The 24541-nt window shown below is 74.5% G+C and carries 20 protein-coding genes; 12 read left to right on the top strand and 8 right to left on the bottom strand.

The window, feature by feature from the left end; all coding sequences use genetic code 11:
• Positions 1-118: 118 nt before the first annotated feature.
• From hppD to AB0N04_RS00800, 6 genes are all read left to right on the top strand, one after another.
• Positions 119-1333, top strand: coding sequence for a 4-hydroxyphenylpyruvate dioxygenase (gene hppD, locus AB0N04_RS00825; RefSeq protein ID WP_360205237.1), 1215 nt, complete (start codon positions 119-121; stop codon positions 1331-1333).
• Between the two features lie 71 nt (positions 1334-1404).
• On the top strand, positions 1405-2607 hold the full coding sequence (locus AB0N04_RS00820; RefSeq protein WP_360205234.1) for a cupin domain-containing protein: 1203 nt from the start codon (positions 1405-1407) through the stop codon (positions 2605-2607).
• On the top strand, positions 2604-3476 hold the full coding sequence (locus AB0N04_RS00815) for a hypothetical protein (protein ID WP_360205232.1): 873 nt from the start codon (positions 2604-2606) through the stop codon (positions 3474-3476). The genes AB0N04_RS00820 and AB0N04_RS00815 overlap by 4 nt, the downstream gene beginning before the upstream one ends.
• Positions 3473-4693 carry a fumarylacetoacetase gene (gene fahA / locus AB0N04_RS00810; RefSeq protein ID WP_360205229.1) on the top strand — a complete coding sequence of 407 codons (1221 nt, stop codon included), beginning with the start codon at positions 3473-3475 and terminating at the stop codon, positions 4691-4693. The genes AB0N04_RS00815 and fahA overlap by 4 nt, the downstream gene beginning before the upstream one ends.
• Positions 4694-4981: 288 nt before the next feature.
• Positions 4982-6016 (top strand): enoyl-CoA hydratase/isomerase family protein, encoded by a 1035-nt coding sequence (locus tag AB0N04_RS00805; protein WP_360205462.1) that lies wholly within the window; start codon positions 4982-4984, stop codon positions 6014-6016.
• 195 nt (positions 6017-6211) lie between these two features.
• On the top strand, positions 6212-6991 hold the full coding sequence (locus AB0N04_RS00800) for an enoyl-CoA hydratase (RefSeq protein ID WP_360205227.1): 780 nt from the start codon (positions 6212-6214) through the stop codon (positions 6989-6991).
• Positions 6992-7183: 192 nt separating this feature from the next.
• Here AB0N04_RS00800 and AB0N04_RS00795 read toward each other — a convergent pair whose 3' ends face one another.
• Positions 7184-8998 (bottom strand): NAD-binding protein, encoded by a 1815-nt coding sequence (locus AB0N04_RS00795; RefSeq protein ID WP_360205224.1) that lies wholly within the window; start codon positions 8996-8998, stop codon positions 7184-7186.
• A gap of 187 nt (positions 8999-9185) precedes the next feature.
• Between AB0N04_RS00795 and AB0N04_RS00790 the strand changes: the two genes are divergently transcribed.
• Complete coding sequence (locus AB0N04_RS00790; protein WP_360205222.1) at positions 9186-9785, top strand: DUF308 domain-containing protein; 600 nt, start codon at positions 9186-9188, stop codon at positions 9783-9785.
• A gap of 112 nt (positions 9786-9897) precedes the next feature.
• Here the strand turns inward: AB0N04_RS00790 and AB0N04_RS00785 are convergent, their stop codons facing one another.
• Positions 9898-10533, bottom strand: a complete 636-nt coding sequence (locus AB0N04_RS00785; RefSeq protein WP_360205219.1) for a DUF6461 domain-containing protein — start codon at positions 10531-10533, stop codon at positions 9898-9900.
• Between the two features lie 150 nt (positions 10534-10683).
• The gene (locus AB0N04_RS00780) at positions 10684-12183 is read right to left on the bottom strand and encodes a CoA transferase (protein ID WP_360205216.1); all 1500 of its coding nucleotides are present in this window, start codon (positions 12181-12183) and stop codon (positions 10684-10686) included.
• Positions 12184-12497: 314 nt separating this feature from the next.
• Between AB0N04_RS00780 and AB0N04_RS00775 the strand changes: the two genes are divergently transcribed.
• Positions 12498-12839 carry a DUF5713 family protein gene (locus tag AB0N04_RS00775; RefSeq protein ID WP_360205213.1) on the top strand — a complete coding sequence of 114 codons (342 nt, stop codon included), beginning with the start codon at positions 12498-12500 and terminating at the stop codon, positions 12837-12839.
• A gap of 22 nt (positions 12840-12861) precedes the next feature.
• Here AB0N04_RS00775 and AB0N04_RS00770 read toward each other — a convergent pair whose 3' ends face one another.
• Positions 12862-14121 carry a cytochrome P450 gene (locus tag AB0N04_RS00770; RefSeq protein WP_360205211.1) on the bottom strand — a complete coding sequence of 420 codons (1260 nt, stop codon included), beginning with the start codon at positions 14119-14121 and terminating at the stop codon, positions 12862-12864.
• 354 nt (positions 14122-14475) lie between these two features.
• Here AB0N04_RS00770 and AB0N04_RS00765 point away from each other — a divergent pair, with 354 nt between their 5' ends.
• Positions 14476-15348: a hypothetical protein gene (locus AB0N04_RS00765; RefSeq protein WP_360205208.1), complete on the top strand. Its 873-nt coding sequence runs from the start codon at positions 14476-14478 to the stop codon at positions 15346-15348.
• Positions 15349-15612: 264 nt separating this feature from the next.
• On the opposite strand, the gene AB0N04_RS00760 is transcribed toward AB0N04_RS00765, so the two are convergent.
• Positions 15613-15882: a zf-HC2 domain-containing protein gene (locus AB0N04_RS00760; protein ID WP_360205205.1), complete on the bottom strand. Its 270-nt coding sequence runs from the start codon at positions 15880-15882 to the stop codon at positions 15613-15615.
• Between the two features lie 55 nt (positions 15883-15937).
• On the opposite strand from AB0N04_RS00760, the gene AB0N04_RS00755 reads away from it, so the two are divergent.
• From AB0N04_RS00755 to AB0N04_RS00745, 3 genes are all read left to right on the top strand, one after another.
• The gene (locus AB0N04_RS00755) at positions 15938-16501 is read left to right on the top strand and encodes a sigma-70 family RNA polymerase sigma factor (RefSeq protein WP_360205203.1); all 564 of its coding nucleotides are present in this window, start codon (positions 15938-15940) and stop codon (positions 16499-16501) included.
• 170 nt (positions 16502-16671) lie between these two features.
• On the top strand, positions 16672-17481 hold the full coding sequence (locus tag AB0N04_RS00750) for a helical backbone metal receptor (RefSeq protein WP_360205201.1): 810 nt from the start codon (positions 16672-16674) through the stop codon (positions 17479-17481).
• Between the two features lie 49 nt (positions 17482-17530).
• Positions 17531-18574, top strand: a complete 1044-nt coding sequence (locus AB0N04_RS00745) for a lytic transglycosylase domain-containing protein (protein WP_360205198.1) — start codon at positions 17531-17533, stop codon at positions 18572-18574.
• Positions 18575-18653: 79 nt separating this feature from the next.
• Here the strand turns inward: AB0N04_RS00745 and AB0N04_RS00740 are convergent, their stop codons facing one another.
• The 3 genes from AB0N04_RS00740 to AB0N04_RS00730 form a co-directional block, all read right to left on the bottom strand.
• A complete protein-coding gene (locus AB0N04_RS00740) occupies positions 18654-20930 on the bottom strand; it encodes a hypothetical protein (RefSeq protein WP_360205195.1) in 2277 nt (758 codons plus the stop codon).
• A 205-nt stretch (positions 20931-21135) separates the two neighbouring features.
• Positions 21136-22725, bottom strand: coding sequence for a lipase maturation factor family protein (locus AB0N04_RS00735; protein ID WP_360205460.1), 1590 nt, complete (start codon positions 22723-22725; stop codon positions 21136-21138).
• Positions 22726-23145: 420 nt separating this feature from the next.
• On the bottom strand, positions 23146-24219 hold the full coding sequence (locus AB0N04_RS00730) for a GAF domain-containing protein (RefSeq protein WP_363362880.1): 1074 nt from the start codon (positions 24217-24219) through the stop codon (positions 23146-23148).
• Positions 24220-24541: the final 322 nt, after the last annotated feature.

Genomic DNA, 24541 nt, shown 5'->3' with positions numbered 1-24541 from the left:
TGCCCAGCCACCCGGACAGGAGCAAGCTCTCCGCCAACCGCACCGCCCACCCGTTCACGGCGCGGCCGCGATCCAAGCGGAAGCCTCAGAGCCGAGGCCCAAAGTGGAGGAACGACCGATGACCCCGCAGTCCCACGCCCTTGAGCTGACCCCCGAGGAGCGCGAGGCCGGCCTCGACGCCGAGCAGCTGCGCCGCCTCGTCGGCCTCGTCGAGCACGACCCGGCCACCGACCCGTTCCCCGTCACGGCCCAGGACGCGGTCGTCTTCGTGGTCGGCAACGCCACCCAGACGGCCCAGTTCTACCAGGCCGTGTTCGGCATGGAGCTGGTCGCCTACTCCGGCCCCGAGACCGGCCGCCGCGACCGCAAGGCCTTCGTGCTCCGCTCCGGCTCCTGCCGCTTCGTGATCAAGGGCGGCGTGCTGCCGGACAGCCCGCTGCTGGACCACCACCGCCGCCACGGCGACGGCGTCGTCGACCTGGCCCTCGAGGTCCCGGACGTCGACAAGTGCATCGAGCACGCCCGCGCGTCCGGCGCCACCGTCCTGGAGGAGCCGAACGACGTCTCGGACGAGAACGGCACCGTGCGCCGCGCGGCCATCGCCACCTACGGCGAGACCCGCCACACCCTGATCGACCGCTCCCGCTACAAGGGCCCCTACCTGCCCGGCTACATCGCCGCCGAGAGCAAGGTCCGCCACCCGGAGGGCTCGCCCAAGCGCCTGTTCCAGGCCCTGGACCACGCCGTCGGCAACGTCGAGCTCGGCAAGATGGACGAGTGGGTCTCGTTCTACAACCGGGTCATGGGCTTCGTGAACATGGCCGAGTTCGTCGGCGACGACATCGCCACCGACTACTCCGCGCTGATGTCCAAGGTCGTCGCCAGCGGCAACCACCGGGTGAAGTTCCCGCTCAACGAGCCGGCCGTCGCCAAGAAGCGCTCGCAGATCGACGAGTACCTCGAGTTCTACACCGGCCCCGGCTGCCAGCACATGGCGCTCGCCACCAACGACATCCTCACCACCGTCGACGTGCTGCGCTCGCGCGGCGTCGAGTTCCTCAACACCCCGGACTCGTACTACGACGACCCGGAGCTGCGCGCCCGGATCGGCAACGTCCGGGTGGACATCGACGAGCTGAAGTCCCGCGGCATCCTCGTCGACCGCGACGAGGACGGCTACCTGCTGCAGATCTTCACCAAGCCGATCGGCGACCGCCCGACCGTCTTCTACGAGTTCATCGAGCGCCACGGTTCGCTGGGCTTCGGCAAGGGCAACTTCAAGGCGCTGTTCGAGGCGATCGAGCGCGAGCAGGACGCGCGCGGCAACCTGTGAGCGGTCGGGGCAACCCGAGCACGGTCGACCGACGCGCGACCGGCTGAGCACGGTCGAGGAGGAGCAGGGAGATGGCGTACTACCGGCAGCTGGGCAGCATCCCGCCCAAGCGGCACACGCAGCACCGCACACCCGAAGGCGGGCTGTACTACGAGGAGTTGATGGGCGAGGAGGGGTTCTCCTCGGACTCCTCGCTGCTCTACCACCGGGGCATCCCCTCCGCCGTGGTGAACGCGGTGCCGTGGGAGCTGCCCGACCAGTCCACGGTGCCCAACCATCCCCTGCTCCCCCGCCACCTCAAGCTGCACGAGCTCTTCGCCGGCCAGGAGTGGAAGTCGGCGGACGTCGTGGGCAGCCGCCGGCTCGTCCTCGGCAACGCCGACGTGCGGATCTCCTACGTCGCCGCCGGGGCCCCGAGCGAGCTCTACCGCAACGGGCTCGGCGACGAGTGCGTGTACGTGGAGTCCGGCTCCGGCACGGTCGAGACGGTCTTCGGCTCGATCGAGGTCGGCCAAGGCGACTACGTGATCATCCCCCGCGCCACCACCCACCGCTGGGTGCCGTCCGGGGACGAACCGCTGCGCGCCTACTGCATCGAGGCGAACAGCCACATCACCCCGGTCAAGCGCTACCTGTCCAAGTACGGGCAGCTGCTGGAGCACGCGCCGTACTGCGAGCGCGACTTCCGCGGACCGGTCGGCCCGCTCGTGGTCGACGCCCCCGGGGACGTCGACGTGCTGGTCAAGCACCGCGGCCCGAACGGGGTCGCGGGCACCCGCTACACCGTGCCGCACCACCCGTTCGACGTGGTCGGCTGGGACGGCTGCCTGTACCCGTACGCCTTCAACATCGCCGACTTCGAGCCGATCACCGGCCGGATCCACCAGCCGCCGCCGGCCCACCAGGTCTTCGAGGGCAACAACTTCGTGATCTGCAACTTCGTGCCGCGCAAGGTGGACTACCACCCGCTGTCGATCCCGGTGCCGTACTACCACGCCAACGTGGACAGCGACGAGGTCATGTTCTACTGCGGCGGCGACTACGCGGCCCGCAAGGGCTCGGGCATCGGCCAGGGCTCGATCTCGCTGCACCCCGGCGGACACACCCACGGGCCGCAGCCGGGCGCCTACGAGCGAAGCATCGGCGCGGAGTTCTTCGACGAGCTCGCCGTCATGGTGGACACCTTCCGCCCGCTCGAACTGGGCGAGGGCGGCCGGGCCAGCGAGGACGGCAACTACGCCTGGACCTGGGCCGGTCGGGGGCCCGGGCGATGAGCAGCGCCACCGGCCCGATCCCCGAACTGTTCCACGGGCTCTTCGACGACGCGGCGGTGTTCCCGCCCGGGAACCTGCCGGTCGCCGAGGCGGTGCCCGCCCACCGGGCCCACCGCGCGGCCTGGTACGCCGAGGCCGTCGGTCCGCTGCTGTGCGGGGCCGGCCGGCTGGGCGAGCTGGCCGCCGCGGTGGCGGGCGGCGCGGCGACGGCCGGAGACCCGCCGCTCGGGGTCGGGCTCGTACTGCCGGGGGGCAGTGCCGAACTCGGCCCGGCGCTCGCCGCCGCCGCTCCCTTCCGGGTGGCCGGCGTCGAGCTGGCCACCCGGGACGCCGCCGAGGCCGTCGCCGAACTCGACCGGCTGCTGCCCCCGGACGTCCCGGCCGCCGTCGAGCTGCCGCGCGAACTCCTGCGCGGCGACGGCCTGGACGAGGTCCTGGACGTGCTGGTCGACAGCCCCTACCGGGCGAAGTTCCGCACCGGCGGGGTCGTCCCGGAGGCCTTCCCGGACGAGGCCGAGCTGGCCGCCTTCCTCACCGGCTGCGCCCGGCGCGGGCTGCCGTACAAGTGCACCGCCGGACTCCACCACGCCGTCCGGCACACCGACCCGGCCACCGGGTTCGAGCACCACGGCTTCCTGAACGTGCTGCTGGCCGCCCAGGAGACCGACCCGGCGGCCGCCGCGGCGGTGCTGGCGGAACGCGACGGCGCGGTGCTGGCGAAGACCGTGCGCGAACTGACCGATCGTCAGGTTACGGTGATCCGCAACTCGTTCACCGCGTTCGGCACCTGCAGCATCGCCGAACCCCTGGACGACCTGGCCGCGCTCGGCCTGCTGTCGCCCAGTCCACTGCCCCAGGAGGACCGTTGAGCACCCCCCGCAGCTGGCTCGCCAGCGCCCAGGACTCGCCGTACGGCGTGCACAACCTGCCGTACGGCGTCTTCACCGCCGCCGACCGGCCCGGACGGCGCCGGATCGGTGTGCGGGTCGGGGACTTCGTGCTGGACGCCGGGGCGGCCGCCCGCGCGGTCGGGGCGCCGTCCGCGCTGCTGGACGCCGACTCGCTCAACCCGCTGATGGCGGCCGGCCGGCCGGTGTGGACGCAGGTCCGCGCCGACCTCACCCGGTGGCTGACCGACGAGTCGCACCGCGAGGCGCTGTCGCCGGCGCTGCTGCCGGCCGGCGAGGTCGAGCTCCACCTGCCGTTCGAGGTCGCCGACTACGTCGACTTCTACGCCTCCGAGCACCACGCCACCAACCTGGGCCGGATCTTCCGCCCGGGCTCGGAGCCGCTCACCCCCAACTGGAAGCACCTGCCGATCGGTTACCACGGTCGGGCCGGCACGGTCGTCGTCTCCGGCACCCCGGTGGTACGGCCGCACGGGCAGCGCAAGGCGCCCGCCGACCCCGCGCCGACCTTCGGGGCGACCCGCCGGCTGGACATCGAGGCCGAGGTCGGCTTCGTCGTCGGCACCCCCTCGCAGCTCGGCCGGCCGGTGGCCCTGGCGGACTTCCGCGAGCACGTGTTCGGCGTCTGCCTGCTCAACGACTGGTCCGCGCGCGACATCCAGGCCTGGGAGTACGTGCCGCTCGGCCCGTTCCTCGGCAAGTCCTTCGCGACCTCGATCTCGCCGTGGATCGTGCCGCTGGACGCCCTGCAGGACGCCCGGGTCACGCCGCCGGCGCGCGACGTCGAGCCGCTGGCCTACCTGGACGACCGCGGCGGCGAGCCGTGGGGCCTGGACCTCGCGATGGAGGTCCGGCTGAACGGGCACCTGGTGTCCCGCCCGCCGTTCGCGTCGATGTACTGGACGGCGCAGCAGCAGCTCACCCACATGACGGTCAACGGCGCCTCGCTGCGGACCGGCGACCTGTTCGCCTCGGGCACCGTCAGCGGGCCGGAGCCGGACACCCGCGGCGCGCTGATCGAGCTGACCTGGAACGGCGAGGAGCCGCTGAAGCTCCCGGACGGCACCACCCGGACCTTCCTGGAGGACGGCGACGAGGTGGTCATCACCGCCACCGCCCCGGGGCCGGACGGCACCGTCGTCGGGTTCGGCGAGGTCGCGGGGCGGGTGCAGCCGTAACGCGCCGGACGAAGGACGGCTGACAGATGACAGCTGACAGATTTCAGATGACAGATTTCGTCGTCTGAAATCTGTCGGCTGTCATCTGTCGTTACCGCTGGCCGCGGCCGCGGCCGCGGCCGCGGCCCGGCACCGCTGACGTACCGACAGCAGCGGGAATCCGGGGCGGCGCCCCGGGCGGGCCCCGCCTCGTGATCACCGCGCCGGACCGCCCCGGTACGGTGGACGGCAGGAGTCGTCGACACCGAGGAACGACCGAGGACGGGAGCGGGCCCGATGAGCGCAGAGGTGGCGGAGGTCCAGGTCCTCCTGGACGGCGGGGTCGGACGGATCGTGCTCAACCGGCCGCGCGCCCTCAACTCGCTGACCCACGGCATGATCCGCACCGTCCACGCGACGCTGTCCGACTGGGCCGCCGACGACCGGGTACGCGCCGTCGTGCTGACCGGCGCCGGCGAACGCGGCCTCTGCGCGGGGGCCGACATCCGCGCGCTGCACGACGACGCCAAGGCCGGCGGGGCCGGCGCACGGGCCTTCTTCCGCGACGAGTACCGGCTGAACGCCCTGATCGCCCGCTACCCGAAGCCCTACGTCGCGGTGATGGACGGCATCACCATGGGCGGCGGCGTCGGCCTGTCCGCCCACGGCGCGATCCGGATCGTCACCGAGCGCTCCACCGTCGCGATGCCCGAGACCCGGATCGGACTCGTCCCGGACGTCGGCGGCAGCCGCCTGCTCGCCCTCGCCCCCGGCGAGACCGGTACCCATCTGGGGCTCACGTCGGCCTCGATGGGCCCCGGTGACGCCCTGCTGTGCGGCTTCGCGGACCACTTCGTCCCGTCCGCGGCCGTCCCGGCGCTGCTCGACGCGCTGGCCGGCGGCACCGACCCGGCCGACGCCGTCGCCGCGCACGCCGAGCCCGCGCCGCCCGCCCCGCTCGCCCGGCAGCGCGAGTGGATCGACGCCTGCTACGCGGCCGACACCGTCGAGGAGATCGTCGACCGGCTGGTGAACTCCGGTGTGCCGGAGGCGAAGGAGGCCGCCGGACTGATCCTCGGCAACTCCCCCACGGCCGTCAAGGTGACGCTGGCCGCGCTGCGGCGGGCCCGCACCCTGCCCTCCCTGGAGGCCGTGCTCGACCAGGAGTACCGCGTCTCCTGCGCCGCGCTGGCGGGGCACGACCTGGTCGAGGGCATCCGGGCGCAGGTGATCGACAAGGACCGCACCCCGCGCTGGTCCCCGGCCGCCCTCGCCGGGGTGACGGACGCGGACGTCGAGCGCTTCCTCGCCGTGCGCGAGGGGGACGAGTTGGGCCTGGCCTGAGCGCACCCGCGCACGCGCGCGCCGCACCGGCGCCAGGGCCCGTGTCCACGCCGGTGCCCGCGGCCGTGCCCGTGCCCGTGCCCGTGACGACCGTCTCGCATGCCAAGACTGGCGCGAGCCCGGGCGCGTCGTAGATCGTTGGGTGGTCAGGGCGCGCCCCAGCGGCGCCGAGCAGCGGAATGGGAGTCAACGGCGATGACCGAGACCTACGAGACGATCCTGGTCGAGCGCAAGGGCCGGGTCGGGCTGATCACGCTCAACCGGCCGAAGGCGCTCAACGCGCTGAACACCCAGCTGATGAACGAGGTGGTCGCGGCCGCCACCGCCTTCGACCGGGACCCGGAGATCGGCTGTCTGGTGATCACCGGCTCGGAGAAGGCCTTCGCGGCCGGCGCCGACATCAAGGAGATGCAGGGCAACCGGTTCCCGGACGTCTACCTGGACGACTGGCTGGGCCCGTGGGACCGCCTCGGCGCGCTGCGCAAGCCGGTCGTGGCGGCGGTGGCCGGGTTCGCGCTGGGCGGCGGCTGCGAGCTGGCGATGCTCTGCGACATCCTGCTGGCGGCCGACACCGCGAAGTTCGGGCAGCCGGAGATCAAGCTCGGGGTGATCCCGGGCATCGGCGGCTCGCAGCGGCTCACCCGGGCCGTCGGCAAGGCCAAGGCGATGGAGCTGTGCCTGACCGGCCGGATGATGGGCGCCGAGGAGGCCGAGCGGGCCGGCCTGGTCTCCCGGATCGTCCCCGCGGACCAGCTGCTGGCCGAGGCCCTCGCCACCGCCGAGACCGTCGCCGCGATGTCCGCCCCCGCGGCGGTCATGATGAAGGAGAGCGTCAACCGCGCCTTCGAGACCACCCTGGCGGAGGGCGTGCGCTTCGAGCGCCGGATGTTCCACGCGGCGTTCGCCACCGCCGACCAGAAGGAGGGCATGGCCGCCTTCGCCGAGAAGCGCCCGCCGTCCTTCACCAACCGCTGACCGCCGACGGCGAACAGATCACAGCTGACAGATTTCGTCATCTGAAATCTGTCAGCTGACATCTGTCACTCGTCATCTGTCGGGTGTCACCCGTCAGGTGCCATCCGCCGGTCGTCTGACGCCGGCCCGCTCGGACCGCCCCGGACGCCGCCCCGGACGCCGCCCGGGCACCCGCCCGGGCGGCGCCGCCCCTCACCCCTCCTCCACCAGTGCGGTGTTGAGGCGGGCGAGCCCGCTGCGGGTAGCGGCGACGACGATCCGGTCGCCCGGGGCGAGGCGGCGGGTACGGTCCGGGAAGTTCCACTGGAGCTGCGCGCTCCGGGCGAGCCGGACGGCGATCACCCGGACGCCCCCCGGGTCCTCCAGGTCGTGCCGGTTCATCCCGATCAGCCCGCTGCCGTCCTCGACCGTCAGCTCGGCGATCAGCAGCACGTGCCGGAACACCGACAGCATCCCGCGCACCTCGCGCCCCATCAGGGCCGCCGCGAAGGCGGGCGCGGCCAGGTAGGAGACCGACCGCGAGGCCGCGTTGTCCAGCGTGGCGTAGAAGTGCCCGGCGAAGTCGTCGTCGAACAGCCGCACCACCACCCGGACTTCGGGGTTCCCGTGGCGCGCCTCCAGGGCCGCCTCCAGGTTGGTGGCGTCGTCGCCGCTGACCGCGACCAGCGCCCGGCTGTGCTTCAGCCGGGCCCGGCGCAGCTGCTCCTCGAACGGCCCGTCGCCCAGCACCACCGGGATCCCGAGGGCCCGGACGGCGGCGATCCCGCGCGCCTGCGGGTCGCGCTCCATGCAGACCACCGGTACGCCCAGCTCGTGGAGTTGCGCCGCGACGCGGGTGCCGACGTTGCCGAGACCGACGACGATCACGTGGTCCCGGGTGCCTGCGCCGGGGTTGCGGGGCTGCCCGCGGCGCCCGGAGCCGAGCACCTCGACCGCGATGGCGGTGGCGACCGGCGCGAAGGTGATCCCGCAGATGGTGATCACCACCTGGGCGACCCGCTGCCAGAGGCCTCCCGTCCCCGTCCCGGCGGCGAGGTCGGCGGGCTGGTCGGGCTGGGCGGCGCCCGCGAGGTCGAGCAGCGAGACGTAGACCGTCCAGCCGAAGTCCCGGTTGAGGTACCAGAGGACCCCGAAGGCCATCAGCACCGCGGCGAGGGCGGTGAGCAGCACCAGCCGCATCCGGGCACTGGTGAAGAAGCGCATCGTGTCGAGGAGCCGCCAGCGCAGCCGCCGTGCCCAGCCGATCGGCTCCCGGGGTTCGATGCGCAGCGCCTGGAGGGCGGCCACGCCGCCCGGTTCCTCCTCCGCTCCGTTCCCCGACTCAGGTTCGCGGCGGACGCCGCCGGGGCGGACGGGACCGTCGTCGCCGAACTCCGTGGCGAGGCGGACGAAGTCGGCGGAGTCACCGCGCTGTTCGGGCAGCAGCCGGATCCTGCCGAGGTCCTGGCGGTCGATGTGGTCGGCCACCACGCAGATCCGGTCGGAGGTGACGGCGTCGTCGAAGGCGATGTGCAGGAAGCGTCCGCCGACCTCGACCGAGTGGGGCCGGCCGAGCGCCGCCGCGGCGAAGGCGGGTGCGGCGGTGGCGGAGCCGGAGAGCGCGGCGCCGTTCCTGAGCAGCCGTTCGATGTTCTCGCCGAGGCGCTGGTTGAACATCCGCAGGACGATCCGGATGTCCGGGTTGTGGCCCTGGGCGCTGAGCGCGGCGTGGATGTTGTCCTGGTCGCTGCCCTCGACGAGGGCGAGGCCGCGGGCCGTCTCGACGGACACCGCGCGCAGCGCCTCGTCGGTGATGCCGGCGAACTCGACGACGGCCGCGACGCCGGGCACCTCCTCGATCTGCGGTGCGTGGTCACGGGTCCGGTCGGCGACCAGCACCACGACCGGGACCTCGTAGTGCTCCACGAGCTCCAGGACCAGCCGGTGCGCCAGCGCATTGCCCCCGCAGACGATGTAGTGCTGGTTGATCGGCTCGACCGGAGGGGTCCCCCACCCTTCAGAAGTCATACCGCAGGACGATATCGACGGCGGGTGTCCGGAGGGTGTCGTTCCGGCGACCGGAGGACCATCAGTCGAACATCCGTACCGACCCGGGGTCGTCGCCCGGACGGCCGCACCCGGCGCGCCGTGCTCCGGCGACCGGGCCACGCTGGGCTTCGTCCCCTGCCCGTTCCCGGCCCGAGGAGTCGCCACCGTGGTCCCCCCGATCATCACCCCCGAAGGTTCCCCGGTCCAGGGACCGCTCGGCCTGCTCGCCAAGGCCGCCTGGCAGGTCCTGCTGGTCGCCGGGCTCGTCTCGCTCGGCCTCGGGGTCATCGTCTTCGCCTGGCCGGAACAGACCCTGCGGGTGGTGGGCGTGCTGTTCGGCCTCTACCTGCTGGTCATCGGCATCGTGCAGCTGGTCGCCGCGTTCGGCACCCACGCGACCACCGCGATGCGGGTGCTGGCCTTCATCAGCGGGGCGATCTGCGTCCTGCTGGGGTTGCTCTGCTTCCGCAGCGCGGCGGAGTCGCTGCTGCTGCTGGCGCTTTGGATCGGCATCGGCTGGCTGTTCCGGGGCATCACCCAGCTGTTCGCGGCGATCTCCGACCCGCTGATGCCGGCCCGTGGCTGGCAGGCCTTCGCGGGCGTGGCCAACACCGTGGCCGGCGTGCTGCTGATGGTCTGGCCGGTGGGCTCGATCACCGCGCTGACCGTGCTGGCGGGTTGCTGGCTGCTGATCCTGGGGCTGATCGAGATCGTGACGGCCGTGCGGGTGCGCGGTCAGGCCAAGCAGATCCCCGCCGGGGTCTGACGGGCTCACCGGCCCGGCCGCGGGGCCCCGGGGTGCCCCGCGCACCGTCGGGTGCCCCGCGCACCGTCGGGGGCCCCGGGCCCCGGGTTGGCGGCCGACGCTACCGCTACGGCTAAGGCCGCGGGGCGTAGCCGATCCGGAACGTCGCGGCCTCCAGCCGCTCCGGGCCGAGCCGGACGTCCGTCAGCCGTTCGGCCAGCGCGAAGGCGGCCTCGGTGTGCAGGTCGTACCGCTCCCCGTCGAGCTGGAAGCCGCAGGCGGTCAGCAAGTCGGGGATGCCGGGGGCCTCCGCGTCCGAGCCGTGCCGCTGGGTCGGGAACAGCGGTTCGAACTGGAGGCGGCAGCCGCCGCGCTCCCACCAGTTGAAGTGGTCCACCGCGTTGACGTTGCGGAAGTGCGAGACCAGCCGGGTGCCGTCCGCGAGCCGGGGGATGACCTCGTGCAGGCTGCCCAGGTACCCGTAGACCTCGACCGCGAGGGCCCAGCCGTCGAGGTCGGTGACGGCGACGAGCAGCCGGTCCTCGTCCTCGTCGAACAGGGCGCCGGCCTCCTCGTCCTCCCCGTCGTCGAAGGCCTCCCAGGCGGCGACCACCGCGTCCAGCCCGGTGACCTCCCGGCCGGGCAGGGCGTCGAAGCGGCGCAGCAGTTCGTCGGCGGTGATCCCCTCGACCTGGGTCAGGCAGTAGGCCTCACCGAGGACGGGGTAGCGCTGGTCGAACCAGGTGTAGTCGGTGGCGTGTGCGGTCATGCCCGGCATGCTGCCAGACGGCGGTGACAGCCGGGACACCCGACCCGGTCGTGGGCCCGGTCGGGGCCAGGCCGGGGCCACCCCGGCCGGGCAACGGGCGCGCCCGGGTGGCCGGGGAGGGCGCGGCGCACCCGGGGCCACCCGGTGGCGTCAGAGCCAGACCGGCTCGTCCGTCCCCCAGCGCCCCGGCGGGCGGGCCCAGTCGGTGGGCGCGCCCTCGTAGGCGACCGGCGGCAGGGCGTGGCGCAGCCGTCCGTAGGCGGAGTCCGTCTCGGCCAGCCAGCGCGCCGGGTCGTACGGCGGCGGGGCGGCACTTCCGGCAGCGGCTCCGGCCACCGGTCCGGCCGCGGCGGCGTCCGCCTCGGGTGCGATGCCGTGGAGCAGCCAGGAGGCGGTGCCGGCGAGGGAGTAGCGCAGGTGGCGGCCGCCGGGTCGGCCGGTGCGCTGGTCGGTGAGGGCGCGCAGGACGCCGGCGGCGATGAGGTACCCGGTGCCGTGGTCGAGGGCCTGGGCCGGCAGGACACCGGGGTGCCCGCCGGGGCCGGCCTCGTGGGCGGCGATGCCGACACCGGCCTGGACGAGGCTGTCGAAGCCCCGGCGGCCGGACCACGGGCCGGTCCAGCCCCAGGCGCAGAGCTGGGCGAGGACCAGGCCGGGGTGGCGCTGCGCCACGGCTTCGGCGGCGAGGCCGTGTGCGTCCAGGGCGCCCGGCCGGTAGGCGGTGACCAGGACGTCCGCGTCCGCGAGCAGGCCGTCGAAGACCGCGCGGTCGGCACGGTCCGCGAGGTCGAGACGGGTCGAGCGCTTGCCGAAGCCGGTGTCGGCGTGGGCGTCGTCGGCCTCGGGGATCCCGGGCGGGTCGACCCGCAGGACGTCGGCGCCGAGCAGGGCGAGCGTGCGGGTCGCGACCGGTCCGGCGATGACCCGGGTGAGGTCGAGGACGCGGAGCCCTGCGGCGGGCCGGGACACGTCGGCGCCTCCCAGCGGTCGGGGCGGTGCGGAGCCGACCACCCGGTGCTCCACCAGGGGGAGCTTGGCGTCCCGGACCGGCGCGACGGCCACGGCGAGCGCCCCCGCCGCATAGGCCCGCTCCTGGATCCGCTCGGTCGGCAGCCCGCCCAGCACGGCGGCGAGCTGCTCGGGCCCCGCGTCGGCGGGCAGGTCGAGCGCGGCGAGCAGCCGGGCGCGGTGGTGCGGGTAGTTGGCGTGGGTGCGGACCCAGCCGTCGGTGGTGCGCCAGAAACCGGAGTGCGGGGCGAAGCTGACGGGCGTACGGCCGTCGACCGTCAGGTGGCGCTCGCTGACGAAGGCGGTGGCGACGGCGCCCTCGTCCACCCGGACGGCCGGGACGGGGCCGCCGCTTCGGTGGGCGGCGAGTTCGGCGGCGGCCAGCGAGCAGGCGGCCACGGTGGCCCGGGCGAGCCGGCGCACCGGCAGGCCGGAGGGCAGCAGGTCGTCTGGGCCGTGGAAGGAGACCCTCTCCAGCAGGTCGGCCGCACCGCCGAGGGCGGCCCAGGCGTCGGCGGTGGGCCGGTCCGCGGACCCGGCCGGGGCCGGACGGGGTGCAGCCGCGGCCCGGACGGGTTCGGCGGGCTGCGCGTCGGGCCGCGCGGCGGCCCCGTTTCCTGGGGAGGTCGGACGCTCTGTCATGTCCCGCATTGTGCTCCCCTCCCGCGCTCCGCGCCGTGACGCCCGCCACCGCCGTCGGCACCGTCATCGGCACCCCACCGGGCCTGCGCCGACCGGCTGGTGGGGCCACCCGGACGTCGACCACTGCGGCGGCAACCCGCTGCCGGCCGGGACCCGGGTGCTGGTGCAGGCCGCCGAGCCGGCCACCGCCCGGCGCGGCGGCCACACCACCGACGCGCCGGAACGACAGTGCCGGACCGGATTGTCGGTGGCGTGGTGCACGATCGGCCCGACGGCCCGCACCCGACCGGGCCCTTACGGGAAGGGGAGGCGCCGTGGCGATCACGCACCCGCAGGTGGCGGAGCATGGGTTCCTTCGACAGCTGTACGCGGACGACTACTACCCCGACCACGTCCTCGACCGGGGCAGGGCGGTCCTGCTGCGGCTCTGCGAGCGGATCGAGGCCGAACGGCCGTCCGGCCTTGCGGAGCTGTACGTGCTGACGCAGGCCGCGACCGAGGAGTTCAACCGGCTGGAGGCGGAGTTCGAGGCGGCCGGGAGCGAGATCGAGACGGTCGCCCGGGAGGAGATCGCCGAGGACTTCTGGTTCGTCGCCTCGTCCTACGGCTTCGCGGACGCGGACGTGGAGGAGCTGATCGCCACCCGGGAGTGGTGAGCGGCGGCCCGGGCGGCCGACGTCAGTAGGTGAAGCGAAGCGACCGGACGCGGTGGTCGAAGCTGGACGGGACGAGCTCCGGTTCGCCCACCGAGCGCAGCTCGGGCAGGCGGGTGAACAGCTCGCGGAACAGTGCCTTCATCTCCTGCCGGGCCAGGTGCGCGCCGAGGCAGTAGTGCGGCCCGCCGCCGCCGAACCCCAGGTGCGGGTTGGGCGTGCGGGTGATGTCGAAGACCTCCGGGTCGGGGAAGACCGTCTCGTCCCGGTTGGCCGAGCCGAAGAACAGCGCGACCTTCTCCCCCGCCCGCAGCAGCGGCCCGCCGGGGCCGCCGAGCTCGTGGTCGACGGCGAGCGTCCGGCGGAACTGGACGATCGGCGTCGCGTACCGGACCATCTCGTCGACCGCGCCGCCCAGCCGCCCGTCCAGGTCGGCGAGGAGCAGGGCGCGCTGCTCCGGATGGACGGTCAGCAGGTGCAGGCCGTGTGCGAGGGCGTTGCGGGTGGTCTCCACCCCGGCGACCAGCAGCAGGGAGAAGAAGGCCCCGAGTTCGCGGCCGGAGAGCCGGCGGCCGTCCACGTCCGCGGTGACCAGCGCCGAGATGAGGTCCTCGGTGGGCCGGCGGCGGCGCTCGCGGCCGATGCCGGCGACCATGCCCTGCATCCGGGCGAGCGCCATCAGCCCGCGCCCCGGCACCCGGATCCGGCGGCGCAGCGGGCGGGCCACCCCCGCGTGCTCGGACGCGTGGTTGACCTGGTCGAGGATCGCCCGGCGCGGCCGCTCCGGGATGCCCATCATGGTGCAGATCACCTGGAAGGGGAGTTCGGCCGCCACCGAGGTGACGAAGTCGCCCGGTTCCTCGGGGCGCCGCCGCTCCAGGTCGTCGACCAGTCGGGCGGCGACCCGGCGGATGTCCTCCTCGACCTGGCCGAGCAGCCGGGGGGTGAAGGCCCGCGAGATGATCCGGCGCAGCTGGGCGTGCCGGGGGTCGTCGAGGTTGACCATCGAGTCGCCGAACAGCACCCGTACCCAGCGGACCGGCTCGGGGATGGTGACGCCCGGACCGCTGAGGAAGACGGCGGGGGTGCGGCTGGCCTCGACGACGTCGGCGTGGCGGACCAGCGCGTGGAAGCCCCGACCGGTGGCCGGATCGGCGAAGCGGACGGGGGCCGGGCGTCGGCGCAGTTCGGCGAAGGCGGCCGAGCGGGCGGGGGCCGGCAGCTGCCAGAAGCGGGGGTCGGCGAGGTCGACGGCCGGGGCCGCCGAGCCGGTCGAGGTCGCCATGGCCGGGCCTCCTGCTCGTGTGGTGTCGGGTGTCCTTGCGTCGCCCGGGCACCCGCCCGGCGGACACCCTCTGCGCCTGCGTGTGCACATTTAGTGAGCAACCGGGGGGAGATGTCAAACCGCGCTGGTAGTCGTACCGGCGCCGCCGGTCCGGGGCGGGGCCTCGGTGTACCGACAGGGCGGACGAGGCGGGGGGGTGGGGCCGACGGGGCGGGGGGGTGGGGCCGACGGGGCGGGGGACGGGGCCGATGGCTCCGACGGGGTCGACGGGGTCGACGGCCGGGCATGGTCTCACGGGGCGGAACCGGCCAATACCGGAGGGTGCGGTACGGACCGGGCCCGGCGAATGCGACGATGAGTGCCATCGTGATGACCGACCGGATCCGCCTGCTGCGCGCCGCGGTCTTCGCCGCGCTCTGCGTGGCGCTGGCCGCAGCGGCACACGTCGCCATGGCCGGGGCCGGAGTCTCGCCCCCGGTGCTGGCCGGCGCGTTCGCGGCCGTCCTCGGCCTGACCTGGCTGCTCGCCGGCGGGCGGCGCGGGCTCGGGGCGATCAGCGCGTGGATGGTCGCGGCACAGAGCGCGCTGCACCTGGTGTTCGAGCAGGCCGGGGCGCTCGGCGGCGGGAACGCCGGTCTCGGCCGGCTCGCCTCGACGGACTGGGCCGCCCTGCTGCTCTGCAACCCGGAACGGATCCCCGCCGGGCTCTCCCCCGCCGAGCTGGCCCGGATGGCGGGCCTCGATCCGGACGCGCCGCCCGCCGCCGGACTGCACCCGATGACCGGCATGCACCACGCGGCCGGTTCGCTCCCGGCGTCGGCGGCGGCTCCCGCCGCGACCGACGGCATGGCGATGGACATGGCCGGGATGGCGGGCATGCCGGGCCCGTCCGGGGTCTCCCCGGCGCACGGGATGGCGCACGGCATGGCCCACGGGATGTCCCTCGGGATGATCGCCGCCCACGCCCTCGCCGCCCTGGCCTGCGCCCTGCTGCTGTGGCGCGGAGACGCCGCGCTGGTGCGGCTCTTCGACCTGCTCGGCGCGCTCGGGTCGGTCGTCGCGGGCGTCCTGCTGTTCGCACTGCCGGCGCTCTTCGCGCGGCCCTTCGGCTACCGGCCGCCGGCCGCGCCCCGGCCTTCTCACGACCGGGCCCGCCCGCCGAGGTCGGTGCTCCTCACGCACGCCGTGGTGCGGCGCGGCCCGCCGGCCACCGCCCTCGCCTGCTGACGCGCCCGCCGCACTCCTCTCCGCTACGAGGTCTCCGCGACGGGCAGGTCGCCCTGCCGTCCGGTCGCGCCGTTGGCCGCCGCAGCGCCAGGGCCCGGGCCCGCGCCCGTCGTGCCGCCACCCCGACCGGGGTACGGCGCGCCGCGCGGTCGCCCACGGACACCGACGGCACCGCCCAGGGGCGGCCGCCGTTCCCAGCCCTCCCCTCAGGACCTCTCCATGCCCGACCACGACGGCGCACCGGCCTGCCCCGGCGCCACCGTCCTAGCGCTCCGCGGCCTCCGGCCCGTCCGGAGCCTGACCGCCCACCGCCTCCACCGGCCCGAGCCCGCCCAGCAGCCGGGCCGTCCACTCCTGCGACGGACCGTCGGCGGCGCCCGTGCGCACCAGCCCGTGCAGCCGCTCGGCCTGCTCCAGCCACTGCCGGCACCCGGCGCAGCGCGCGACGTGCTTGTCCAGTCGGCCGCCCGGCAGGCCGGTCGGCTCGCCGTCGAGCCGGGCCGACAGAGCGGTACGGAACTGCGCGCATCTCATACGACCATCGTCCCGCACGGCGGGGACGGCGCGGCCGACCGGGTCGGAGGACGCCGTGGATGACGAACAGCTCACCGCCCTCGCCCTGACCGCGCGCGCGGGCCGGGCACCCGACGTCGAGGCCTTCGTCCGCGCCACCCAGCGGGACGTCTGGCGGTTCGTCGCCCACCTCACCGACGTGCAGTCCGCCGACGACCTCGCCCAGGAGACCTTCCTGCGCGCGCTGCGCAGCCTGCCCGGGTTCGCCGGCCGCTCCTCGGCCCGCACCTGGTTGCTGTCCATCGCCCGGCGCACGGTCATCGACCGGTACCGGACGGCCGCGGCCCGGCCGCGCTGCGCCGCCCTGCCGGACTGGCAGGAGGCCGCGGAACGACAGGGAGTCGACCCGGCGGGCGGGTTCGAGGACGGCGTGGCGCTCGGCGACCTGCTCGACCGGGTGCCCGCCCAGCGAAGGGAGGCGTTCGTGCTCACCCAGGTGGTCGGCCTGAGCTACGCCGAGGCGGCGGAGGTCGCCGGGTGCCCGATCGGTACCGTCCGCTCCCGGGTCGCCCGCGCCCGGGAGGAGCTGGTAGCCCGGCTCCGGGCCGCCGAGAGCGGGGAGCTCGCGGCTGCCTGCTGAGGCAGGGCGGCGGGGGCGGGGGCGGGGACGTGTGGGCGGCCGCGCACCGACGCACGGGCGACGGGTAACAGATGACAGCAGACAGATGACAGATAACAGATTTCGAAAGCTGTCATCTGTTATCTGTCATCTGTCATCCGAGTCGCCGCCCCCGGGCATAGGGTGACGGGATGGCCGACCCCACCGTCCCGCGGGACGACCTCGACCTGCCCGTCCCGCTCGGCCCCCGCCCGCCGCGCCGGGTGGTGTCCCTGGTGCCGTCGCTCACCGAGGCGGTCGCCGCCACCGCCCCCGGGCTGCTGGTCGGCGCCACCGACTGGTGCAGCCACCCGGCCGACCTGGCCGTCACCCGGATCGGCGGCACCAAGAACCCGGACGTCCCGGGCGTCCTCGGCCTCGCCCCGGACCTCGTGCTGGCCAACGACGAGGAGAACCGGCGCGCCGACCTGGACGCGCTGCGGGCCGCCGGGGTCCCGGTGTGGGTCACCGACGTCCGTACCCTGGACGACGCCTTCCGCTCGCTCGACCGGATGCTCACCACCGCCTGCGGGCTCCCCCGCCCGGCCTGGCTGGACGAGGCCGAAGCGGCCTGGGCCGCCCCGCTGCGGCGTGCGCCCGGCGGCCCGCGGGCGGTCGTACCGATCTGGCGCCGCCCGTGGATGGTGCTCGGCCGCGACACCTTCGCCGGGGACCTGCTGCACCGCCTCGGCGTCCGGCTCGTCCACGCCGAGCACCCCGAGCGCTACCCGGCCGTACCGCTGCCGGAACTCCTCGCCTGCAGGCCCGACTTGGTCGTCCTGCCGGACGAGCCGTACCGCTTCACGGCGGACGACGGCCCGGAGGCGTTCCCCGGCGTCCCGGCGGCACTGGTCAGCGGGCGTCACCTGACCTGGTACGGACCGTCCCTGGTGACGGCACCTGCCGTCCTCGCGCGGGCATTGGACCACCCGTTCGTCCGGGGCACGGACGGCCCATCGTAGGATGACCGCCACTCGCCGGGACCGCCGGTGACAAGTGGGGGAACCTCAGATGACAGTCAGCACGTCCCGGCGCGCGCTGGTGATGGTGTCGGCCGCGGCCGTCTCCACCGCCGTGCTGGCCGGCTGCGGCAGCAAGCATGCCGACGACCACCAGAACGCCGCGGCCGGCACCACGGCCGTGGCGGCGACGACCACGCCGGCCGAGACGCCGAGCACCAGTCCGTCCGCGACCGCCACCACGAGCGCGAGCGCGACGCCGACCGCGTCGCCCACGGCGAGCCCCAGCGCCTCGCGCAGCGCGAGCCCGTCCGCGAGCAGGTCGGCCAAGCCCGGCACCACCAGCGCGGCCCCGAGCAGCGCCGCCCCCGGCCAGTCCGCCGCGGCCGCCGCGCCCACCACGCAGCCCCCGGTCGCCAAGCCCGTCGTCGCCGCCCCCGTACCGACCGCCAAGCCGGGCCCGGTCGCACCCCCGCCGCCGCCCGCGCTGGCCACGCCGCACGTCCCGCCGCTGCAGAGCGGCTGCCAGCCCTCCAAGCCCCAGCCGGACGAGCCCAAGGACGCCGTGGGCGCCGCCCTGGTCGCCGCGGCCGGGCAGAGCCGCACGCTCAACCTCAGCAGCGGAGGCACCGACAAGCTCCCGCCGCTGCCCGTCGCGCTGGTCAAGGCGATCGCCTGGCAGGAGAGCGGCTGGCAGTCCGGCATCCTCGCCTGCGACGGCGGGATCGGCACCATGCAGATCATGCCGAACACCGTCAGCTGGATGAACAGCAAGTTCGGCACCACGTCCGACCCGAAGACCCTCGCCGGGAACGTCCAGCTCGGCACCCAGCTGCTCGACTGGCTGGTCGCCTACTACGGCGACTCGTCCTTCGGCGGCAAGTACGACCTGTCCCCCGACCCGGCCACCGGCAAGACGCCGCTGCTCGACCTGGTCATCTCCGCGTACAACGCCGGTGCGGGCAACGTGCACTACAACACCGTCACCGACCCGACCACCAACCAGGTGGTCGGCAGTCTGGCCATCCCCAACCCGAGCTACGTGTCCAACGTCAAGGCACTGATGTCCGGGCAGCCGTGGAACAAGGCGGGCTGACCCCCACGGACGACGGAAGGGCCCGGGACGCGACATCCGCGTCCCGGGCCCTTCGTCACGCACCGTCCGCTCTCCGGGGTCAGCCCCGAGCGGCGGTGACGGCGGCGCCCAGCGCCTCCTTGATCCGCGGACCGAGGCGGGCGAAGCCCAGCTCCTTCATCGCCGCGCGCAGCAGTTCCTCCTCCGACCGCGTCTCGCCGTCGCCGTCCACCCACCGGACCACGGCGAGCAGCTCGTCGGCCGAGTAGGCGGTCACGGGCCGACCGGGCGTGAAGTCGGGCTTCGCGGGACGGCCGGCGGCGCCGGGCGCGGGCTCCGGCTCCAGCTCAGGCTCCGGCTCCTTCACCGGCTCAGCGGCCTGCTCCCGGACCGCCGGCTCCTCCAGGGCGACGGGCTCGGCGGCCTCCTCGACCACGGCAGCGGGGGTCTCGGTCTCGACCTCGACAACCTCGACCTCGGGCTCCTCCACAGCGACCGGCTCGACGGTCTCGTCGACGACCTCGACCTCCGCGGCAACCTCGGCCTCAGTGGCAACCTCGGTGACGACCTCGGCCTCGACGGTCTCAACGACGACGGGCTCCGCGGCGACCTCGGCCTCGGCCTCCTCCACAGCGACCGGCTCGACGGTCTCGTCGACGACCTCGGTCTCAGTGGCAACCTCGGCCTCAGTGGCAACCTCGGTGACGACCTCGGCCTCGACGGTCTCGACGACGACGGGCTGCTCGGTCACCTCCGCCTCGGCCGCAGGCGCCTCGGCAACCTCCGCCTCGGCTTCGGCAACCGGCTCGGCTTCCTCGACCGGATCGACGGTCTCCTCGACCGCCTCCGGCTCCGCAACCGCCTCGGCCTCGACGACCGGCTCGCTCGCGACGACGACCGGCTCCTCGACGGCGGGAGCCTCGGCGACGGCCTCGACCTCCGAAGCCTCCTCGACCGCTTCCTCCACGGGCTCGTCCGTCGCCACCGGCTCCGCGGTCTCCGACTCCTCCAGCGTCTCCGGGACGTCGGGGGCCTCCGCGAGCGCGGCGGTCGCGGCGGCCACCAGGTCGTCGGCAGCCGGGGACGGCGCCGGAAGAGTGACCACGACGGGCTGGGCCTCCACCGTCACCTCCTCCTCGGCGACCGCCTCGTGGACGTCCGTCTCCTCGGAGGGCTCGGCCTCGACGGCCACCGTCTCCGCAGCCACCTCGGCCTCGGCCTCAGTCTCGATCTCGGCCTCGGCGTCGGCTTCGGTCGCAACCTCGGAGACGACGTCGGTCGAGGGCTCCTCGACCGTCACCGGAGCCGTGGAGGACTCAGCGGTCTCCGGCTCAGCGGACTCGACCGACTCGACAACCTCCGACCCGGCGACCTCCGACCCGGCGGTGTCCGACTCGACGGTCCCCGCGGCGGTGCCCCCCGCGAGGCCGTCGCGCTGGCCGCCGGCCAGGGCCTGGCGGGCGGCGTAGGCGGCCTCGGCGGCGTAGCGGTCGGCGCGGGTGGCGGCGAGCTCGGAGAGGAGGTCGGCGAGACCGGCGTCCTCGAGGGTGGCGCGCAGCCCGCGGATGGTGGGCAGACGGTAGAGCGTGCCCTCGTCGGCGGCGAGGCGGTCGACGAGGTCGATCAGCCCGGCGAAGGCCAGCCCGTCGAGGTCGTGGCCGGGCAGCAGCCGGGCGAGCTCGCGCAGGCCGGTGTTGATGGACTCGAAGGTCTGGGCGGTCCGCTCGACGAGCGCGCCGTCGGCGGGTGCGGCCGGAAGGGTGCCGGAGGGGGCGAGGGCGGCCCAGGCGCGGCGCTCGATCTCGGCGGAGGTGAGCGCCTCGTGCAGGTCCTCGCGGCGGACGCGGCGGTCGGTGGCGAGCGCGGTGGCCTGCTTGCGCAGGGAGCGGGCGCGCAGCCACGACAGCTTGACGCCGTTCTCGCGGCGCCAGGCACCGTCGGCGGTGGCGGCGGCGAGGGCGCCGAGGTCGGCGTCGTAGGCGGCCCGGTGGAGGGTGGCGGCGGTCCGGTGCACGCGCTGGAGGAGTTCGACGAGCAGCACGGTCTTGGCGACGGTGTCGGGCTCGTCGAGCTTGGCCTCGGAGGCGAGGGCGGTGACGTCGTCCCAGGTCTGCTGGAGGTCGTGGCCGCGCAGCTCGGCGAGGGCCGTGGAGCCGGCGCGGGCGTCCTCGGGCGTGGCGACGGTGTCGACGGCCGCGTACCAGGCGTGGGTGTCGGCGGTGAGGGTGAAGGCGCCGAGTTCGGCGTAGCGGCCGAGGTCCTCGCGGAGGTCGGGCTCCGCCGTGGTGGCCTTGGCGTCCTGGGGGTCCTTGACGTCTGCGGCGGCGACGTCCGCCGGGTCGGCTGCGTCGGCGTTGCGCGAGTGAAGCACTGTCATGTGAGGTCCGGTTCTGGGCGGCGGCGGCGGGGCTGGCAGCGAGGGGGCGGCGGACCGGTTGCGCGGGGTGCCCCGGGGCGGGGGCGGGGGGGCGCGCGTGCGGGCCGCCGGTTGTGGACGCCCAGAATACGGGTGCCCGTTCGAGCCTTGCACGCACCCACCGCCCGACGGGTCGGTGTCGTATGCCGCACCGCCCACCTGGCCGCTACCGGGGAGGGCCGCCCGGGTGGCGGGGCGTGGGGCCGGACGGGTGGTCGGGGCCCGGGTGTGCGGTGCCGCCGGAGGGGTCGGCGGCCCGCCGGGCCGGGCGGCGCAGCCGGTCCAGGGGGACGGTTCGGGTACGTCGGCCGAGTGGCGGGCGGTGGCCGGCGCGGCTGAGGGCGGCGAGGTCGACCGGCGCGAGGTACTCGTGGAGGGCGGTCCGGTGCCACCAGGCGCCGGTGCGCCGCAGTTCGCGCCAATCGGTGAACCGGTAGAGGTGGAGGGTCGCCCGGACGTGGGTCGGCGGGGCGTCGGGGAAGGGGTTGTGGCGCAGCAGGCGCAGGGTGGCCGGGTCGCCGGCGAGCAGGCGGGCGACGAAGGGCAGGAACCAGGGGCGGGCGTAGGCGGGCGAGATGGCGGCGAACCACATCAGCCAGTCGAGCCGCAGGTGGTAGGGGGCGTACTGGCGCGGGAGGCGGTGCACGTCACCGGGTTTGCCCTTGAAGCCGTACTCGCGCCACACCGTGCGGGGGGTGGGGTGCGGCTCGTCGGTGCCCTCGATGACGATCTCCTGGCGGATCCGGTTGATGCTGCCGAAGGCGCCGTAGGAGTTGACGAGGTGCAGGCGGTTGAAGGAGCGGTTCATGACCTGGCGGCGGGAGATCAGGTTGCGGACCGGCCAGTAGCTGAGGACGGCGACGGCGACGGTCAGCGCGACCACCAGGGCCTCGAACCAGAGCGGGGCGGCGGGGCGGGGGTGGGTCCCGGCGGGCAGGCCGAGTCGGGAGGGCTCGACGGCGGCGAGGGCGAGCGCGATGGTCAGCCAGTTGAGCCAGGCGAAGTTGCCGGAGGCGATCAGCCACAGCTGGGTGGCGACGACGGCGCAGGCGGCGTAGGTCGCGACCGGTTGCGGGAGGAGGAGGCAGAGCGGGACGAGGAGTTGGACGACGTGGTTGGCGCCCGCCTCGATCCGGTGCAGCGGGTCGGGCAGGTGGTGGAAGAACCAGCTGAGCGGTCCGGGCATGGGCTGGGTCTCGTGGTGGTAGCGCAGGCAGGTGAGGTCGCGCCAGCAGCTGTCGCCGCGCAGTTTGATCAGTCCGGCGCCGAACTCGACGCGGAGGACCAGCCAGCGCATCAGCCAGAGCACCAGGGCGGGCGGGGCGGTGTCGGCGTTGCCGAGGAAGGCGGCGAGGAAGCCGGCCTCGAGCAGCAGCGATTCCCAGCCGAAGGAGTACCAGGTCTGTCCGACGTTGACGATGGAGAGGTAGAGGGACCACAGCACCGCCCACAGCAGGACGGAGGCCCAGAGCGGGACGGCGTCACCGAGTCCGGCGGTGACGGCGGCGGCGAGTGCGGCTCCGCCGAGGGCGACGGCGGCGAAGAAGCGGTCGCTGTAGTGGAGGTGGAAGATCCCGGGCGCGTGGCGGAAGGGGACGCGGGCGGTGAACCGGGGCACCGGCAGCATGCCGTCGGTGCCGATGAGGGGGCGGAACTGGGCGGCGGCGGCGAGGAACCCGGTCAGGTAGAGGGCGGCGATCAGTCGCTGGACGAGCAGCCGGCTGAGCCAGTAGTCGGGGGCGGCGAACCAGTCCATGCGGCCCATGCCTACCACCGGCGGCCGTCGGGCGGGCGCCGGCCGGGGGCGGGCGGTGGGCGGTTCACCCGCTCGGGCCCGGCGTCGGGGGCCGGGGCCGGGGCCGGCGCGGGTGCCGGGACAGTCGGCCCACGGCGGGTGGCCGGAGGCAGGTGGCCCGAGGCGGGCGGCCCCGGCTCGGCGGCCGGAGCCCGTCCGGCCGTCCGGTGGTGCGCGAACTCCGGCGCGCCGGGGGCGGGGTGTCCGCAACGGCACCGTGGCGGGGAGCCTCTCCTCGGGGGTGAGAGGCGCCCCGCCACGGTGGTGGACGGTGCCCGCCGGCGCGGTGCGCTGTGCGCCGGGCGGTCTGTGGTGGTGACGGTGCGGATGCGGGCGGCTGCGTCGCCGCCGGATTCCGGGTCGACGGGTCGGATCGGCGGCTCAGCCCGGCAGGACGAGGCCGGACTCCCCGGCGATGCCCGGGCGGCCGGCGGGGGTGGCGCCGTTCTGCTGGAGCCGGTCGACGAGCAGGGCGGCCAGCGTGCCGAGCTCCTCCTCGGTGCGGGACTGCGCGGTGACGTCCATGCCGACGGTGAGGACGCCGTTGACCTGGCCGGTGCGCGCGACCCGCAGCGGGGTGCAGGTGAAGCTGAAGATCTGCTGGCCGCGCTGGGCGTCGGGCCGGCTCGACTGGATCCGGACGTCGTTGAGGACGGTGCTGCGCCCGGTGTGGTAGGCCTCGGCGACGGCCTGCTGGAGACCGGCCGCGCCGAGCTGCGGGTAGGCGACGCCGATCGCGCCGTAGGCCACCGGCGCGCCGAAGGTGTCGGCGTGCTGGGCGTTGGCGTAGCGGATCTCCTGGCCGGGGCCGTCGGTGAGCATGATGGGGAACGGGGAGCCGTCGAAGGCGGCGAACATCTCCTGCTGCTGGGCGAGCAGGTTGTCGCGCAGCCGGATCTCGGAGAGCAGGGCCTCGGCGAGGTGCTGGATGTCGCGCAGCCGTTCGCGTCCCCACTGCCGGGGTTCCCGGTCGAGGACGCAGACGGTGCCGATGACGGTGTTGGTGTCGTCGACGAGCGGTGCGCCGAGGTAGGCGCGCACGCCCAGTTCGTCGACGACCGGGTTTCCGGAGAACCGGGGGTAGGCGAGGATGTCGTCGAGCGCGAGGGGGGAGCGCTGGGCGACGACGTGCGGGCAGAAGCCGTGACTCAGCGGCATCTGACGGGTGGGAAGGTCGAAGGCGATGCCCCGATCGGCCCACGAGGCGCCTTCTTCGACGGCGGCGTCGTTGGAGTTTGGCGGAATGTAGAGCCCCCGGAACATCTGGCGCTCGTCGTTGATGAAGTTGACCATCGCGATGGGAGCGCGGGTGATGCTGGCGGCCAGGTGGGCGAAGCGGTCGAAGGCCTCGTCCGCGGACGGTTCGTTGAGACCGAGGCTGCGCAGCCTGCGGGTCCGCTCGGACTCCCCGGGGGCACCCGGGAACTGGCCTTGAGTGCTCATCACATCAGTCATGGCGCACATGTAATCAGACATCCGGGCGCTGCGGTGCTCCCGGTCCGGTTCACCACCCCTGCTGATGAACAGTCAAAGCTGCACGTGAACGGACGCTCAGTAGGCGGCGACAGTGGGGGAAGATCACTTCCCACTTGGCGTCACGACAAAACACCCCAGAGTAAGGATGAACCGAATCCCGCCAATCCAAGATCGACTCTGGGTCGGCACAGGAGGCCCATATGACAATGAGCCCTGCCGAAGACACGGACGGTATTCCCAACCCTGGGAAGGCCGCCCCGAGTTCCGCACGCACCCGATGGCAAGGGGCAGTCGGCCGCCA

The organism is Kitasatospora sp. NPDC051702, from assembly GCF_040681575.1.
In the GTDB taxonomy this organism is placed as follows: domain Bacteria; phylum Actinomycetota; class Actinomycetes; order Streptomycetales; family Streptomycetaceae; genus Kitasatospora.
This window is presented reverse-complemented; position numbering and strand designations above follow the sequence as displayed.

Bases quoted from the DNA above. Each gene is read 5' to 3' on its own strand.
- hppD (WP_360205237.1), top strand. From the start codon at position 119: ATGACCCCGCAGTCCCACGCCCTTGAGCTGACCCCCGAGGAGCGCGAG.
- AB0N04_RS00820 (WP_360205234.1), top strand. From the start codon at position 1,405: ATGGCGTACTACCGGCAGCTGGGCAGCATCCCGCCCAAGCGGCACACG.
- AB0N04_RS00815 (WP_360205232.1), top strand. From the start codon at position 2,604: ATGAGCAGCGCCACCGGCCCGATCCCCGAACTGTTCCACGGGCTCTTC.
- AB0N04_RS00800 (WP_360205227.1), top strand. From the start codon at position 6,212: ATGACCGAGACCTACGAGACGATCCTGGTCGAGCGCAAGGGCCGGGTC.
- AB0N04_RS00795 (WP_360205224.1), bottom strand. From the start codon at position 8,998: ATGACTTCTGAAGGGTGGGGGACCCCTCCGGTCGAGCCGATCAACCAG.
- AB0N04_RS00785 (WP_360205219.1), bottom strand. From the start codon at position 10,533: ATGACCGCACACGCCACCGACTACACCTGGTTCGACCAGCGCTACCCC.
- AB0N04_RS00780 (WP_360205216.1), bottom strand. From the start codon at position 12,183: ATGACAGAGCGTCCGACCTCCCCAGGAAACGGGGCCGCCGCGCGGCCC.
- AB0N04_RS00770 (WP_360205211.1), bottom strand. From the start codon at position 14,121: ATGGCGACCTCGACCGGCTCGGCGGCCCCGGCCGTCGACCTCGCCGAC.
- AB0N04_RS00765 (WP_360205208.1), top strand. From the start codon at position 14,476: ATGAGTGCCATCGTGATGACCGACCGGATCCGCCTGCTGCGCGCCGCG.
- AB0N04_RS00760 (WP_360205205.1), bottom strand. From the start codon at position 15,882: ATGAGATGCGCGCAGTTCCGTACCGCTCTGTCGGCCCGGCTCGACGGC.
- AB0N04_RS00750 (WP_360205201.1), top strand. From the start codon at position 16,672: ATGGCCGACCCCACCGTCCCGCGGGACGACCTCGACCTGCCCGTCCCG.
- AB0N04_RS00745 (WP_360205198.1), top strand. From the start codon at position 17,531: ATGACAGTCAGCACGTCCCGGCGCGCGCTGGTGATGGTGTCGGCCGCG.
- AB0N04_RS00740 (WP_360205195.1), bottom strand. From the start codon at position 20,930: ATGACAGTGCTTCACTCGCGCAACGCCGACGCAGCCGACCCGGCGGAC.
- AB0N04_RS00735 (WP_360205460.1), bottom strand. From the start codon at position 22,725: ATGGACTGGTTCGCCGCCCCCGACTACTGGCTCAGCCGGCTGCTCGTC.
- AB0N04_RS00730 (WP_363362880.1), bottom strand. From the start codon at position 24,219: ATGACTGATGTGATGAGCACTCAAGGCCAGTTCCCGGGTGCCCCCGGG.